General features: G+C 65.7%; 13 protein-coding genes. 11 read left to right on the plus strand and 2 right to left on the minus strand.

From position 1 onward, the window contains the following. Window positions 1-28 precede the first annotated feature (28 nt). The 6 genes from pgsA (at window position 29) to AB7G19_RS36730 (ending at window position 4,164) form a co-directional block, all read left to right on the plus strand. Window positions 29-646: a CDP-diacylglycerol--glycerol-3-phosphate 3-phosphatidyltransferase gene (gene pgsA / locus AB7G19_RS36705; protein ID WP_014491974.1), complete on the plus strand. Its 618-nt coding sequence runs from the start codon at window positions 29-31 to the stop codon at window positions 644-646. Beyond that, window positions 643-894 (plus strand): molybdopterin converting factor subunit 1, encoded by a 252-nt coding sequence (gene moaD, locus AB7G19_RS36710; protein ID WP_015688556.1) that lies wholly within the window; start codon window positions 643-645, stop codon window positions 892-894. Before pgsA ends, moaD begins: the two co-directional genes overlap by 4 nt. 3 nt (window positions 895-897) lie before the next feature. Beyond that, on the plus strand, window positions 898-1,395 hold the full coding sequence (locus AB7G19_RS36715; protein WP_071909541.1) for a molybdenum cofactor biosynthesis protein MoaE: 498 nt from the start codon (window positions 898-900) through the stop codon (window positions 1,393-1,395). Further along, window positions 1,395-2,354: a 50S ribosomal protein L3 N(5)-glutamine methyltransferase gene (gene prmB, locus AB7G19_RS36720; protein ID WP_071909540.1), complete on the plus strand. Its 960-nt coding sequence runs from the start codon at window positions 1,395-1,397 to the stop codon at window positions 2,352-2,354. Before AB7G19_RS36715 ends, prmB begins: the two co-directional genes overlap by 1 nt. Before the next feature lie 90 nt (window positions 2,355-2,444). Next, window positions 2,445-3,032 (plus strand): hypothetical protein, encoded by a 588-nt coding sequence (locus AB7G19_RS36725; RefSeq protein WP_085403344.1) that lies wholly within the window; start codon window positions 2,445-2,447, stop codon window positions 3,030-3,032. A gap of 1 nt (window position 3,033) precedes the next feature. Further along, complete coding sequence (locus tag AB7G19_RS36730; RefSeq protein WP_085403345.1) at window positions 3,034-4,164, plus strand: YihY/virulence factor BrkB family protein; 1,131 nt, start codon at window positions 3,034-3,036, stop codon at window positions 4,162-4,164. Window positions 4,165-4,213: 49 nt separating this feature from the next. Here AB7G19_RS36730 and AB7G19_RS36735 read toward each other — a convergent pair whose 3' ends face one another. Beyond that, window positions 4,214-5,053, minus strand: coding sequence for a class I SAM-dependent methyltransferase (locus AB7G19_RS36735; protein ID WP_063985583.1), 840 nt, complete (start codon window positions 5,051-5,053; stop codon window positions 4,214-4,216). 120 nt (window positions 5,054-5,173) lie between these two features. On the opposite strand from AB7G19_RS36735, the gene AB7G19_RS36740 reads away from it, so the two are divergent. The 3 genes from AB7G19_RS36740 to AB7G19_RS36750 all read left to right on the plus strand — a co-directional run bounded on the left by AB7G19_RS36740 (window position 5,174) and on the right by AB7G19_RS36750 (window position 9,312). After that, window positions 5,174-6,736: a winged helix-turn-helix domain-containing tetratricopeptide repeat protein gene (locus tag AB7G19_RS36740; RefSeq protein WP_085403346.1), complete on the plus strand. Its 1,563-nt coding sequence runs from the start codon at window positions 5,174-5,176 to the stop codon at window positions 6,734-6,736. Between the two features lie 230 nt (window positions 6,737-6,966). Continuing rightward, window positions 6,967-8,442 (plus strand): EAL domain-containing protein, encoded by a 1,476-nt coding sequence (locus AB7G19_RS36745; protein WP_063985585.1) that lies wholly within the window; start codon window positions 6,967-6,969, stop codon window positions 8,440-8,442. 15 nt (window positions 8,443-8,457) lie between these two features. After that, entirely contained in the window at window positions 8,458-9,312 is an 855-nt protein-coding gene (locus AB7G19_RS36750; protein ID WP_063985586.1) for a TIGR01459 family HAD-type hydrolase, read from the plus strand. A gap of 215 nt (window positions 9,313-9,527) precedes the next feature. Here AB7G19_RS36750 and AB7G19_RS36755 read toward each other — a convergent pair whose 3' ends face one another. Further along, window positions 9,528-9,923, minus strand: a complete 396-nt coding sequence (locus tag AB7G19_RS36755) for a response regulator (RefSeq protein ID WP_007596883.1) — start codon at window positions 9,921-9,923, stop codon at window positions 9,528-9,530. Window positions 9,924-10,153: 230 nt separating this feature from the next. On the opposite strand from AB7G19_RS36755, the gene AB7G19_RS36760 reads away from it, so the two are divergent. Together AB7G19_RS36760 and ileS are read left to right on the plus strand one after the other, a co-directional pair. Then, complete coding sequence (locus AB7G19_RS36760; RefSeq protein WP_085403347.1) at window positions 10,154-11,125, plus strand: bifunctional riboflavin kinase/FAD synthetase; 972 nt, start codon at window positions 10,154-10,156, stop codon at window positions 11,123-11,125. Between the two features lie 218 nt (window positions 11,126-11,343). Further along, the gene (ileS, locus tag AB7G19_RS36765; RefSeq protein WP_135214812.1) at window positions 11,344-14,343 is read left to right on the plus strand and encodes an isoleucine--tRNA ligase; all 3,000 of its coding nucleotides are present in this window, start codon (window positions 11,344-11,346) and stop codon (window positions 14,341-14,343) included. Window positions 14,344-14,351 lie beyond the last annotated feature (8 nt).

The raw sequence follows: 14,351 nt of genomic DNA on the forward strand, positions 1-14,351 counted from the left end.
TCAGGCACGAGCGGTATTGGTAGGACGGATGAACATCGCCACGACACGAGGGACGACCAGCCGCGCGATGTCCCTCCCGAACATCCTGACCTATGGCCGGATCGCCGCGATCCCGGTCGTGGTCGGGTGCATCTATGCACAATCGATTCTGGATCAGCCGCTGTGGCTGCGCTGGGTCGCGGTCGCCATCTTCATCGCGGCAGCAGTGACCGATTACCTCGACGGCTATTACGCGCGGATCTGGAATCAGCAATCGGCGTTCGGCCGGATGCTCGATCCGATCGCCGACAAGCTGCTGGTGGCCTCCTGCCTGCTGATGCTGGCCGCCGACGGCATCATCCATGGCTGGTCGCTATGGGCCGCCATCGTGATCCTGTGCCGCGAGATCCTGGTCTCGGGCCTGCGCGAATATCTCGCCGCGCTGCGGGTGAGCGTTCCCGTGACCAAGCTTGCGAAGTGGAAGACGACCGTTCAGCTCATCGCCATCGGCTTCCTGCTCGCTGGCCCGGCCGGCGATGAGGTGGTGCCCGTGGTCTCGATGATCGGGCTGGCGCTGCTCTGGGCGTCAGCGATCCTCACCATCTACACCGGCTACGACTATTTCCGCGCCGGCATCCATCACCTCATCAAGGAGGATGAGGCATGAAGGTGAAGTACTTCGCCTGGGTGCGCGAACGCGTCGGCAAGGCCGAGGAGACCATAGAGCCGCCGGCGACCGTGCGCACCGTCGAGGAGCTGATCGCCTGGCTGTCCGGCCGGAGCGAGGCCTATGCCTACGCCTTCGAGAAGCCGAAGGTGATCCGCACCGCGATCGATCATGCCCACGTCAAATCGGACGCCGCGATCGCGGGCGCCCGCGAGATCGCGTTTTTCCCGCCGATGACCGGCGGCTAGGCCATGACCTCCCCCGTAAGCACCGCCCCCGTCAGCCCCTGCCCCGTCACCATCCGCATCCAGCAGGACGATTTCGACATCGCGCGCGAGATCGCGATCCTGACCGGGAGCCGCACCGACATCGGCGCGGTCGTAAGCTTTTCCGGCATCTGCCGCGGCGACGAGAACAGCGCGAAGATCGCCGCCCTCACGCTCGAACATTATCCCGGCATGGCGGAAGAAGAGATCAAGCGCCATGCCGACGAAGCTACATCGCGCTGGCCGCTGAACGGCGTCACCATCATTCATCGCGTCGGGCGGTTCATGCCCGGCCAGAACATCGTGCTGGTGCTCACGGCGTCGCAGCACCGCCAGGCGGCGTTCCAGGCGGCCGAGTTCCTGATGGATTATCTCAAGACCAGCGCGCCGTTCTGGAAGAAGGAAGAGAGCGCCACCGGCACCGGCTGGGTCGAAGCCCACGCCCGTGACGACGAGGCCGCCGCACGCTGGACCCGATCCTGATGGCAAGAGCATCCAAGAAGACCACGCGCGGCCGCGCGGCACCGAAACTCGCGAAGGTCGGCCGCGGCGAGTTGCTCACGCTGATCGATTTCGTGCGCTACGCCGTGAGCCGCTTCACCGAGGCGAAGCTCGCCTTTGCCCATGGCACGACCGATCCGGTCGCGGAAGCAGCCTTCCTGGTCTGCGAAGCCCTGCATCTGCATCCCGACCAGTTCGAGATCTTTGCCCATGCCTGCGTCACGTCGGCGGAAGGCAAGACCATCGTCAACCTCATCCATCAGCGCGTCACCACGCGCAAACCGGCCGCCTATCTCGTCAACAAGATCTACATGCGCGGCCTGCCCTTCTATGTCGACGAGCGCGTCATCGTTCCGCGCTCCTTCATCGGCGAACTGCTGGAGTCGCATTTCGGCGGCGACGGCGAGGCGGGCTCGCTGATCGACGACCCCACGGCCGTCGAACGTGTGCTCGATCTCTGCACGGGCTCTGGATGTCTCGCCATCCTCGCCGCGCACCATTTCCCGAATGCCACCGTTGATGCCGTCGACATCTCCAAGGGCGCGCTCGAAGTTGCCTCGCGAAATGTCGGCGAATTCGGGCTCGATGACCGGATCAGCCTGCATCGCGGCGACCTGTTCGCCCCGCTCGGCGACAACAGATACGACCTCATCATCACCAACCCGCCTTACGTCGATGCGGAAGGCATGGCCGCGCTGCCGCCGGAATGCCGGGCCGAACCAAAGCTCGCCTTTGACGGCGGCCCCGACGGTCTCGACGTGGTGCGCCGCATCCTGCGCGATGCGCCCGATCACCTGACGCCGGATGGCGGCTTGATCTGCGAGATCGGCCGCGGCCGCGAACTGGTCGACGAGGCCTTTCCGGAACTGCCGCTGCTCTGGCTCGACACCGAGGAGTCCGAGGGCGAGGTGTTCTGGATCGCGGCCGCCGATCTCGGCTGATCCGTCCCGGCAGCCGCGCTCCGCGCGGAACAAGTCAAATTCCGCCACGTTCATCCCCCGACGATTTTTTCGTTCTCGGAGGATGTCCGCATGCTCGCGCCATCGGGCGAATTGCTGCGCGCCGGCATGGCGCTCAAGATCAATCATCTCAAGCGCGCCGCGCGATCGTACTTGCGCGACCGCACCAATCAGGCCACGGGCCGCGCGACGTCCTATGCGGTCGCGGCAGGACTGCTCGCAATGGCCGGGCTGTTCCTGATCGCCACCCTCTTTGTCGGCCTGATGGCCCTTTATCGTTGGGTCGCAATCACCCAGGGACAATTCTGGGGCTTTGGTGCCGTCGCGGCCGTGCTCCTGGTGCTGGCCGTATCCTGCGCCGGCGTGGCTCTGGTCCAAATAAAGCGTCGGGACAAGCCGATCGTGCCGCTTGCCAGCCGTATGCGCGTCGCGATCGCCACCCCGCGGATCCCGCGCGGAACGGTCAAGCAGGCGGTGAAAGAGGTCGCAACGACGATTCCGCTGGTGTCGCTCGCACCGGGCGAACGTGGCCGTGGCGGCAACGCCGTGTCGGCTCGGACCAACCGGCCCGTGCAGCTGGGTCTGATGCTCGCAGCCGTCGGGCTGCTGGGCTTCACGGCCGCACGGCGGCGGCGGCACGGCCACAGATTGGACGCTTGAAATGCGCGCGCGGCGCACCGAGCACCTCGACAGTTGGTTGCTGGTCGCCGCCACGGCCGTCTTCGTGCTGTCCGCGGAACGCTACTTTCAGGAGTCCGGCCCCATCCGGCCGGGGCCTCCGCAAGACCATCGCAATAATGAAGCAAACTCGCCGGAAACGAGCCCGGCCGGCGCGGCGATGCAGCTTGGCCACGGCCGGCACGCGAAAAGCCCTTTCGCGATCCCGTGGGCGGGCTGGAAAGACATCTTCTGGCGCACCTATCAGCGCATCGACGACGATCGCCTGCTCGCGACTGCGGGCGGCGTCGTCTTCTTCGGGCTGCTCGCGGTCTTTCCCGCCGTGACCGCGCTGGTCTCATCCTACGGCCTGTTCGCGGATCCCTCGACGATCAGTTCCAACCTGCATTCGCTCGCGATGCTGCTGCCCGAGGGCGCGTTCCAGATCGTCGAGGACCAGGTTACGCGCGTGGTGTCCAACGGCAATACCGCCCTGGGTGTCACCTTCCTGTTTGGCCTCTTGCTCGCGATCTGGAGCGCCAATGCGGGCGTCAAAGCCATCTTCGATGCCCTCAACGTCGCCTATGAGGAGCGCGAAAAGCGCAGCTTCGTCCGGCTGAACACGGTGTCGTTGGCTTTCACCGTCGGCGGCATCGCGGCGCTGCTGCTGATGGTGGGCACCGTGGTCGCCTTCCCGCTCGCGCTCAACCATCTCGGCATCGCGCCGGAAAGCAGGCTGATCGTCGCTCTCGCGAGATGGCCGGTGCTGTTCGTCATCCTGCTGGCCGCGCTTGCCGTCCTCTACCGCTTCGCACCGAGCCGCGACGCGCCACGCTGGCAATGGCTGAGCCTCGGCGCGGTGACGGCCGCCATCCTCTGGATCGCCGGCTCGGCGCTCCTGTCCTGGTATCTCTCGGAATTCGCCAATTACAACGCGACCTACGGCTCGCTCGGCGCGGCGATCGGCTTGATGATGTGGATGTGGATGTCGGCGATCGTCATCATGTTCGGGGCCGAGCTGAACTCGGAGATCGAGCGGCAGACCCTTCGGGATACGACCACCGGACCGCCCAAGCCGCTCGGCACCCGGCAGGCCGTCTCGGCCGACACGGTCGGCGCAGCCGCGCCATCGTGATTGCCGGCGGTCAGGCCGGGGCTCGGCCTGACCGGATCACGACGGCAATTCAGCGCTTGCTGATCACGACCTCCAGATACTCGCTATGCACCACCACCGTACCGTCGTCGGCACGGTTGAATTCGCCGAGCAGCGCCATGAGATCGCGCCGCAGCGCGGCCTGGCCGGTCTCCTCCAGCGCCACGAACGCTTTCAGCATCGGCCCGTAATAGGATTTGAAAACCTCGAGCCAGTGCTCCGGCGAGCGATAGCGGAAGGCGAACATGCGCGGCTCGGCGGCGATCTCGGAGGCTTGGCTGCCGAACATCTCCTCAAGCCGTGCCGGCGTGCCCCACAAGGCCGGCGACTTCACGCCCGCTGGCGGCGGCAAATGCCTGCCGATGGTCTTGAAGAGCTGACCGATGAAGCCCTGGGGCGTCCAGTTGGCGAGGCCGATCTTGCCGCCGGACTTGCAGACCCGCGCGAGCTCGGACGCCGCCTTGTCCTGATCCGGCGTGAACATGACGCCGAAGGTCGAGAGCACGACGTCGTAGCTGGCATCCGCAAACGGCAGCGCTTCGGCATCCGCTTCACGGAATTCGACCATCAGATGCTCCGCCGCGGCCCGTTCGCGTCCCCGCTTGAGCAACGCGGGAACATAATCGGTCGATGTGACGTCGCACCAGCGCCGCGCGGCGGCCAGCGTCGCATTGCCGTTGCCGGCGGCGACATCAAGCACCTTGCTGCCGGCGCGCAAGTCGAGCGCCTCGCAGAGTTGCTCGCCGACGATCTGCAAGGTGGTGCCGACAATGGCATAGTCGCCGGATGACCAGGCGCTGTGCTGGCGCTGCTTGACGGCGGCGAGATCGGGCTGGGCGAGGGCCGGCTTGAGCGCGGCGGATGTCGACATGGCAATTCTCCTGCGGTTGAAGACGCCGGGACGATAGGGCGCATGCGGCTCGCTGGCCTTGAGAGTGGCGTTATTTTACGCTGAGAACACCTTGATTTCCCCGCGCGAGCCGAGGGCGGCGTGACATTTCATTTCGAAGATTTCGTGCTCGACCCCGCGCGCCGCGAATTGCGGCGGGCGGAGACGCTCGTCGCGCTCGAGCCCCAGGTGTTCGATCTCCTGCTTTACCTGGTCCGCAACCGCGAGCGCGTGGTGACGCGGGACAATCTGCTCGACGCGATCTGGAACGGCCGCGTCGTCTCGGAATCGACGCTGACCAGCCGGATCAACGCGGCGCGGCGCGCGGTCAATGACAATGGCGAAGATCAGCGGCTGATCCGCACAGTCGCGCGCAAGGGCGTGCGGTTCGTCGGCGAAGTGACCGAACGCTCCGTAGCAGGCTCATCGTCGGCGCCGGGCAAGCCGCCCGACGCAATACCGACGGAATTGCCACTGCCCGATCGTCCCGCAATTGCCGTCCTGCCCTTCACCAACATGAGCGGCGAGGCCGAGCAGGATTATTTCTCCGACGGCATCAGCGAGGACATCATCACCGCGCTGTCGAAGCTGCGCTGGTTCTTCGTGATCGCGCGCAACTCCTCCTTCATCTACAAGGGCCGCACGGTTCACCTGCGGCAGGTCGCCGAGGAGCTCGGCGTGCGCTATGTCGTCGAGGGCAGCGTCCGCAAGGAGGGCGATCGCGTCCGCATCACCGCGCAGCTCAACGATGTCGCCACCGGCAGCCATCTCTGGGCCGAACGCTACGACCGCGAGCTCGCCGACGTCTTCGCCGTACAGGACGAGATCACCGAACGCATCGTCGCAGCGATCGAGCCGCAGCTCTATGCCGCGGAGAATTTTCGCGCCGAGCGCAAGCCGCCCGACAGCCTGGACGCCTGGGACCTTCTGATGCGCGCCCTCTCCCATTACTGGCGCGTGACGCGGCAGGACCACGTCGCGGCGCGAGCCCTGCTCGAAAAGGCCATCGCGCTCGACCCGAACTACGGCAAGGCACTCGGGCTGCTCGGCACCAGCTACATGTTCACGGCGCATATGGGCTGGATGGAGATGGCCGCGGCGCTGCCGGTGGCCGAGCGCGCGGCACGGGCCGCGATCCGCGCCGACGACCAGGATGCCTGGGCGCATAATGCGCTCGGCCATGTCGATCTGTTCGCACGCCGGTTCGAGGATTCACTTGCCGAATTCGAGACCGCGCTGCGGCTCAATCCGAACTTTGCGCTGGCGCAGGGCTATTATGGCCTGACGCTTAGCTATTGCGGCCGCTGGCGGGATGCCGACGAGGCCGCGCGGCGGGCGATCCGCCTCAGCCCGCGCGACCCCTATGCACCCGTCTATTTCGGCATCGCCGCCTTTGCCCGTTTCCTCGGCAGGGACTATGCGGAGGCGATCCGGCTCGCACAGGAGGCCCTGCGCCAGCGCAGTGACTTCGTCGGCGGGCACCGGGTGCTGACCGCGGCCGCGGCGATGGCCGGGCAAACCGAGACCGCCCGCGCGGCGCTGAAGGAACTCCAGCGTGCCCAGCCCAACGTCTCGCTCGCCTGGATCGCCGAGTTCATGCCGATCAAGCTCGCCGCCGACCGCGAGCACTACCTCGAAGGCTTTCGCCGGGCCGGCCTGACCTAGACTGCCCGAGCATGATCTCCGCGCAAACGCGTTCCGCGTTTGTCGCGAGGGAAAACCGCTACACACTTTTCCGGATCATGCTCCGGCGCCGCGAACAGGCCGCTATCCCCTCGAATCAACAATGATGTTAAGGTCGCCTTGCTTGGGGGAGCATGAGGCGTGACGGGTTCGCACACTGACCCGTGTTTTCCCGGATGAGGCAGTCAGCTCTTTGAGGCGTAACGCGCGGCATGATTCGCATTTCGACGATCTTCATCGCCATCTGCATGGTTCTGGTCGCGGCCTCGCTCGGGCTTGTCCTCTACTCGGTCGCCGGCATCAGCGGAACCGAATCCGCCATCGTGGCGCTGACCGCGCTGACCTTCCTGATCCTCTACAACGCGGTCTCGATGCGGCTGCGCGACCGCAGTGACGTCGGCGGCCAGATCGCCGACCTCTCGCGCGGCACCGCCGACCTCGCCCGCCAGGTCGCCGAGTTCGGCCGCCGGCTCGCGGCGATGGAGGGGCGCATCGCCTCGGCCAATTCGACCAACTCCGACCGCATCCAGTCAGTGGTCGGCGAGATCAACGAGCTCGGTGGGCTGGTCAGGCAGCTCGCCACCACCGTGTCAGCCCATGAAGACCTCTTGGCCGGGGCCGCGCCGACCCCCGCCCCCGCTCCGGTCGCCCGGCCAGAGCCGGAGGCGCCGCTCGACCTGATTGCGGCCTTCGAGGAGCGGCCGGCCGCCCCTCCGCCGCTGCCCGCACCGCCGCCGCGGCCAACGCCGGCGATCCAGACCCACACCGCCGTTCCGGTTCAGACGGCCAATGGCCGCAACCCGACCCAGTTACTGGCGACACTGCGCAACGCCATCGACGAGAACCGCATCGACATCTTCCTCCAGCCGATGGTGACGCTGCCGCAGCGCAAGGTGCGGTTCTACGAAGCCGTGACGCGCCTGCGCGACGAGCGCGACCAGCTGATCGCCGCCGAGGAATTCATCAGCATCGCCGAAGCCTCGGGTCTGATCGGACGCATCGACAACATGGTGATGCTGCGCTGTGTGCAGGTGCTGCGGCGCCTGATGGTGCGCAACAAGGATGTCGGCGTGTTCTGCAACGTCGCGGCCTCCACGCTCGGCAATTCCACCACCTTCGCGCAGTGCCTCGACTTCCTCGAAGCCAACCGGGCGCTGGCGCCCTCGCTGGTGCTGGAGTTCAAGCAGTCGACCTTCCGCAATCTCGGCCCGGCCGAGACCGAGAACCTCGCGGCGCTCGCCCAGCGCGGTTTCCGCTTCTCGATCGACCATGTCACTGACCTCAGGATCGAGCCGCGCGAGCTCGCCGATCGCGGCGTGCGCTTCATCAAGGTGCCGGCGTCCCTCCTGCTCGACCCCAGGCAGGCCTCGACCTCGGACATCCACCCTTCCGACCTCTCCGACCTGCTCGGCCGCTTCGGCATCGACCTGATCGCCGAACGGATCGAGGGCGAGCGCGCAGTGGTCGATTTGCTCGACTTTGACGTGCGGTTCGGTCAGGGGTTCCTGTTCGCGCCGCCCCGGCCATTGCGGCCTGAAGGGGCATCTGCTACCGGCGGGGCCTCGCCGAACCCGGCGCAGGAAATTCAGGGATCCAATGGCTCCGCTTCTCCCAGCCCAGGCGCCACGTCTTCAGCGCCTCCAGCCCAACGTATCACCGGCAACGCGGCGCTCGCGCGCCGGATCTGATCGGCCGCACGCATCATGACCACGCTGCATTTCGCCGAAAGCCTGCGCGAGCTCGTGGGCGGCGTTGACGTTGTGCTCAGCGACATCTGGGGCGTGGTTCACAACGGCCTGGAATCCTTCCCCGAGGCCTGCGAGGCGCTGCACACCTATCGCAGCCGCGGCGGTACGGTGATCCTGATCACCAATGCCCCGCGCCCGGCCGACTCCGTCCAACGGCAATTGCGCAAGCTCGGCGTCGCGGACGAGACCTATGACGCGATCGTCTCGTCGGGCGACCTGACGCGGCTCTATGTCGCCGAGCATCCCGGCCGCAAGATGTTCTGGCTCGGACCCGAGCGCGACAACTCGATCTATCGCGGCCTCGATGCGACGACCGCGCCGCTGGAAGAAGCCGACTACATCGTCTGCACCGGCCTCTATGACGACGAGACCGAGACGGCGGAAGACTATCGCGGCATGATGCTGAAGGCGCGCGAGCGCAAGCTGACGCTGGTCTGTGCCAACCCCGATATCGTGGTGGAGCGCGGCGACCGGCTGATCTATTGCGCCGGCGCGATCGCGGAACTCTATCGCGAACTCGGCGGCGAGGTGATCTTCTACGGCAAGCCGCATCGCCCGATCTACGAGCGCGCGATGATGCTCGCCGGCGAGCGCCAGGGCCACATGATCGACCGGAAAAAGGTGCTGGCGATCGGCGATTCCGTCCGCACCGACCTCACCGGCGCGCGCGAATTCGGCATCGACTGCCTGTTCGTCACCCGCGGCATCCATGCCGAGGAGTTCGAGGGCCTCGACCAGCTCGACCCGAATTCGGTGATGGAGTTGTTCGGCCACCCGCCGAAGGCGCTGATGCGCGAATTGAAGTGGTGACGGTGGAGCCCACGCAGGTGCTGCGGGCTTAGACCAATTGCTTAGACCCAAATGCCGTCATGGCCGGGCTTAGCCGTCCGAAGGACGGCGTCGCTTCCGCTCGCCTACGCCCCGGCCATCCACGTCTTCATTTGCAGGATCCAAGAACGTGGATGCCCGGGACAAGCCCGGGCATGACGATCTCTATAGAGAGCTGTTATGCGGTCTGGCGGCGCTTACGCGCTCGCCATGTCCGGGAAGACCGCTTCGATCTTGGTCTTCAGCGTCGCCGCGTTGAACGGCTTGACGATGTAGTTGTTCACGCCGGCCTTCTTGGCCGCGATCACGTTCTCGGTCTTCGATTCCGCAGTGATCATGATGAAAGGCGTGGTGGCGAGGTTCGGATCCGCGCGCACTTCGCGCAGCAGGTCGTAACCCGTCATCGGCTCCATGTTCCAATCGGAAATCACGAGCCCGTACTTCTTGCCACGCATCTTGTTCAGCGCCGCCGAACCGTCGCTTGCATCATCGATATTCTCGAAGCCAAGCTGCTTCAGGAGATTCCTGATGATACGGATCATGGTGCTGTAGTCATCAACCACCAGAACCGACATCGACAAATCAACCGCCATCTCGACTCCCCCAACGCAAACCCAGGAAATATTACGATCGGACCCACCGGAGCCGGAGCCCCGCTGTTCCACATTTCAAGGACTAGCACCAAGGCGTTAAACAGCGCGTTAACTGGGAGCGCCTCCGAAGGACTGAAATCACGTTCAATGCGGCCGCTCCCCTGCCGCTTGACTTCGTCCGGTCGGTCAAGCCACGGTCCGCCGGTCCTGCCGCTTCGAGAATTCCCCTGATGGTCCCGCATTTTACCGTTATCCGCGACACAACGCCGGATTCCGCGGTTTTGCGGGGCGCCGTGGTCGCCATGGGCAATTTCGACGGCGTTCATCTCGGCCATCGTGCGGTGATCGCAGCCGCCCTGGAGATGGGCCGGGCGCATGGCCGCCCTGCGCTGGCATTGACCTTCGAGCCGCATCCGCGCCGGTTTTTCAGCCCGAACACCCCGCAATTCCGCCTGACGGACGAGCCGGCCAAGTTGCGGCTTTTAGCCGGCACCGGGCTCGCCGGCGCCGTGGTCATGACCTTCGACAAGGCCAGGGCCGGGACCAGCGCGCAAGACTTCATTCACCATGACCTGATCGGACGCCTCGGCGTCAGCGGCATCGCGGTCGGCTACGACTTCCATTTCGGCAAGGGTCGCGTCGGCTCGCCGAGCCTCCTGGTCAACGAGGCGCCTCGACTCGGCATCGAGGTTGACGTGCAGGCCCATGTCGACATCGACGAGCGGCCGGTCTCCTCCAGCGCCATCCGGATCGCGCTCGCCGAGGGCCTCATCGACGAGGCCACCACCATGCTGGGCGCGCCCTGGTTCATCACCGGCGAGGTGATCCACGGCGAGAAGCGCGGCCGCGACCTCGGCTATCCCACCGCCAACATCCGCCTCGATGCCAATTGCGGCCTCAAGCACGGCATCTATGCGGTGCGGGTCGGCCGCGGCGCCGAGCGGCTGGACGGGGTGGCAAGCTTCGGCCGCCGTCCGACCTTTGATAATGGCGCGCCGCTGCTGGAAATCTTCCTGTTCGACTTCAAGGGCGACCTCTACGGACAAGCGCTCGACTGCGCCTTCGTCGGCTTCATCCGCGAGGAGCTGAAATTCGACAGCCTGGAGGCCCTGATCCGCCAGATGGACGACGATTCCGCCCGCGCCCGCGCCGTGCTGGCCGCCGCCCCGGACGCGTTTCCGCGGCTTGGCGTGATCGATTGAGGCCCAAATCCGGCCCGCCGAACCTTTTGCGCTTCTACCTTTTGCGCTTCCCTTGGGCCCCTGCTATGGAGAGCCCATGTTTGCGCGGCGCATCATAGGGATTAGCGGCCCGGCTTCCGCCTGAGCCTGAAGGCTCGGCGCAAGACCGGGATTTCGTCGTTTCACCCCGCGATTCCAGTCGCTATCCGTTTCCGCGCCCTTCCGAGCCAGTCAGCCCCATGTCCGAAAAGCCGCAAAAGTCCGACGCCAAAGACTATTCCAAGACCCTTTATTTGCCGCAGACGGATTTCCCGATGCGCGCCGGCCTGCCGCAGCGCGAGCCGGAACTGCTGAAGTACTGGAACGACATCGGCCTCTACGACAAGCTGCGCCGGGAAGCCCAGGGCCGCGCCAAATTCGTGCTGCATGACGGCCCGCCCTACGCCAACGGCAACATCCATATCGGGCACGCGCTGAACAAGATCCTCAAGGACGTCGTGACCAAGAGCCAGCAGATGCTCGGCTTCGACTCCAATTACGTGCCGGGCTGGGACTGCCACGGCCTGCCGATCGAATGGAAGATCGAGGAGGAGAACTACCGCAAGAAGGGCAAGCAGAAGCCCGACTTCCGCGACTCCGCCGCGATGGTGGCGTTCCGCAAGGAATGCCGCGCCTATGCGACGCACTGGATCAACGTGCAGCGCGAGGAGTTCAAGCGGCTCGGCATCATCGGCGACTGGGATCATCCCTATCAGACGATGAGCTATCCGGCCGAAGCGCAGATCGCCCGCGAGCTGATGAAGTTCGCGGCCAACGGCACGCTGTATCGCGGCTCCAAGCCGGTGATGTGGAGCGTGGTCGAGAAGACCGCGCTTGCGGAAGCCGAGGTCGAGTACGAGGACTACACCTCCGACATGGTGTGGGTGAAGTTTCCCGTCACGTCACCGGCGCATGGCGCACTTGCCAGTGCCTCGGTCGTGATCTGGACCACCACGCCCTGGACGCTGCCCGGCAACCGCGCGATCTCGTTCTCGCCGAAAATCGCCTACGGACTCTACAAGGTGACGGATGCGCCCGCCGACAACTGGGCCAAGACCGGCGATCTCCTGATCCTGGCCGATGCGCTCGCCGCAGAAGTGTTCAAGCAGGCGCGCGTCACGTCCTATGAGAAGGTGCGCGACATTCCCGGCGACACGCTGGACGCCGTGGAATGCGCCCATCCCCTGCGCGGGTTCGGTGGCGGTTACGAGTTCATCGTGCCGTTGCTCGCCGGCGAGCATGTCACCGACGACACCGGCACCGGCTTCGTGCACACCGCGCCGAGCCACGGCCGCGAGGACTTCGACGTCTGGACGGCCAACACCCGCGAGCTCGATGCGCGCGGCATCCCGACCGCGATCCCCTACACCGTCGACGAGAACGGCGCCTACACCGCGCAGGCCCCCGGCTTCACCGGCAAGCGCGTGCTCAACGACAAGGGCGAGAAGGGCGATGCCAACGAGGCCGTGATCAAGGCGCTGATCGAGGGCGGCAAGCTGCTCGCGCGCGGCCGCCTCAAGCATCAATATCCGCACTCCTGGCGCTCGAAGAAGCCGGTGATCTTCCGCAACACGCCGCAATGGTTCATCGCGATGGACAAGGACATCAGCGATGACGGCCATGCGAAGAAGGGCGACACGCTGCGCGCCCGCGCGCTGCACGCGATCTCGGTCACGCAATGGGTGCCGCCGTCGGGCGAGAACCGCATCAACGGCATGATCGCCAATCGTCCGGACTGGGTGATCTCGCGCCAGCGCGCCTGGGGCGTGCCGATCGCCGTGTTCGTGCGCGAGAAGAGCAACGGCTCGGCAGAGATCCTGCAGGACGAGATCGTCAACCAGCGCATCGCCGAAGCCTTCATGGAGGAAGGCGCCGACGCCTGGTACATGGACGGCGCCCGCGAGCGCTTCCTCGGGTCCCGCGCGAGCGAGGACTGGAAGAAGGTCGACGACATCTGCGACGTCTGGTTCGATTCGGGCTCCACGCACGCCTTCGTGCTCGAGGATCGCCAGAACTTCCCGCAGCTCGGCAACATCGTCCGCAAGATCGACGGCGGCAACGACACCGTGATGTATCTGGAAGGCAGCGACCAGCATCGCGGCTGGTTTCATTCCTCGCTGCTGGAAAGCGCAGGCACGCGGGGCCGCGCGCCCTACGACATCGTGCTCACCCACGGCTTCACGCTCGACGAGAACGGCCGCAAGATGTCGAAGTCGCTCGGCAACACCGTCGAGCCGCAGAAGGTGATCAAGGATTCGGGCGCGGACATCCTGCGCCTGTGGGTCTGCGCCACCGACTATGCCGACGACCAGCGCATCGGCCCGGAGATCCTGAAGAACACCATCGAGACCTATCGCAAGCTGCGCAACTCGATCCGCTGGATGCTCGGTACGCTGCATCACTTCAAGGCGAGCGAGAAGGTCGCCTATGCCGAGATGCCCGAGCTCGAGCGGCTGATGCTGCACGAACTGGCCGGCCATGCCGAAACCGTTCGCAAGGCCTATGCCGCCTTCGACTACAAGACCGTGGTCGCGAGCTTGGCAGCCTTCATGAACTCCGAGCTGTCGGCGTTCTACTTCGATATCCGCAAGGACACGCTCTATTGCGACCCGCCGTCGTCGCCGGCGCGCAAGGCCGCGCTCACCACGATCGACCTGTTGTGCGATGCCCTCCTGAAATGGCTCGCGCCGATCCTGAGCTTCACGACCGAGGAAGCCTGGCGCATGTTCCGGCCGAACGCGGAGCCTTCCGTCCATCTGACCCTGTTTCCCGAAGGCATCGAGAAGCTCCGCGACGACAAACTCGCCGCGAAATGGGAGACGATCCGCAACGTCCGCCGCGTCGTGACCGGCGCGCTGGAGCTCGAACGTGCCGCCAAGAACATCGGCTCGTCGCTCGAGGCCTCACCGGTGATCTATGTCGCCGACCGCGACATGCTGGCGACGCTGTTCGACACCGATCTCGCCGAGGTCTGCATCACCTCGAACTACGAGGTGCGTGAGGGCGAGGCGCCTGCGGGCGCGTTCCGTCTCGATGCCGTGCCCGGCGTCGCGGTCGTCGTCGAGAAGGCCGTGGGCACCAAATGCGCCCGCTCCTGGAAGATCTCGCCTATGGTCGGTGAAGACCCTGAATACCCCGACGTCACCCCGCGCGACGCCCAGGCGCTGCGCGAATGGAAGGCGCTGGGGGTGGGGGTCTGATCCCCGGC

This window comes from Bradyrhizobium sp. 215_C5_N1_1 (assembly GCF_052075935.1).
Classification (GTDB): domain Bacteria; phylum Pseudomonadota; class Alphaproteobacteria; order Rhizobiales; family Xanthobacteraceae; genus Bradyrhizobium; species Bradyrhizobium barranii.

Bases quoted from the DNA above. Each gene is read 5' to 3' on its own strand.
- pgsA (WP_014491974.1), top strand. From the start codon at position 29: ATGAACATCGCCACGACACGAGGGACGACCAGCCGCGCGATGTCCCTC.
- moaD (WP_015688556.1), top strand. From the start codon at position 643: ATGAAGGTGAAGTACTTCGCCTGGGTGCGCGAACGCGTCGGCAAGGCC.
- AB7G19_RS36715 (WP_071909541.1), top strand. From the start codon at position 898: ATGACCTCCCCCGTAAGCACCGCCCCCGTCAGCCCCTGCCCCGTCACC.
- prmB (WP_071909540.1), top strand. From the start codon at position 1,395: ATGGCAAGAGCATCCAAGAAGACCACGCGCGGCCGCGCGGCACCGAAA.
- AB7G19_RS36725 (WP_085403344.1), top strand. From the start codon at position 2,445: ATGCTCGCGCCATCGGGCGAATTGCTGCGCGCCGGCATGGCGCTCAAG.
- AB7G19_RS36730 (WP_085403345.1), top strand. From the start codon at position 3,034: ATGCGCGCGCGGCGCACCGAGCACCTCGACAGTTGGTTGCTGGTCGCC.
- AB7G19_RS36735 (WP_063985583.1), bottom strand. From the start codon at position 5,053: ATGTCGACATCCGCCGCGCTCAAGCCGGCCCTCGCCCAGCCCGATCTC.
- AB7G19_RS36745 (WP_063985585.1), top strand. From the start codon at position 6,967: ATGATTCGCATTTCGACGATCTTCATCGCCATCTGCATGGTTCTGGTC.
- AB7G19_RS36750 (WP_063985586.1), top strand. From the start codon at position 8,458: ATGACCACGCTGCATTTCGCCGAAAGCCTGCGCGAGCTCGTGGGCGGC.
- AB7G19_RS36755 (WP_007596883.1), bottom strand. From the start codon at position 9,923: ATGGCGGTTGATTTGTCGATGTCGGTTCTGGTGGTTGATGACTACAGC.
- AB7G19_RS36760 (WP_085403347.1), top strand. From the start codon at position 10,154: ATGGTCCCGCATTTTACCGTTATCCGCGACACAACGCCGGATTCCGCG.
- ileS (WP_135214812.1), top strand. From the start codon at position 11,344: ATGTCCGAAAAGCCGCAAAAGTCCGACGCCAAAGACTATTCCAAGACC.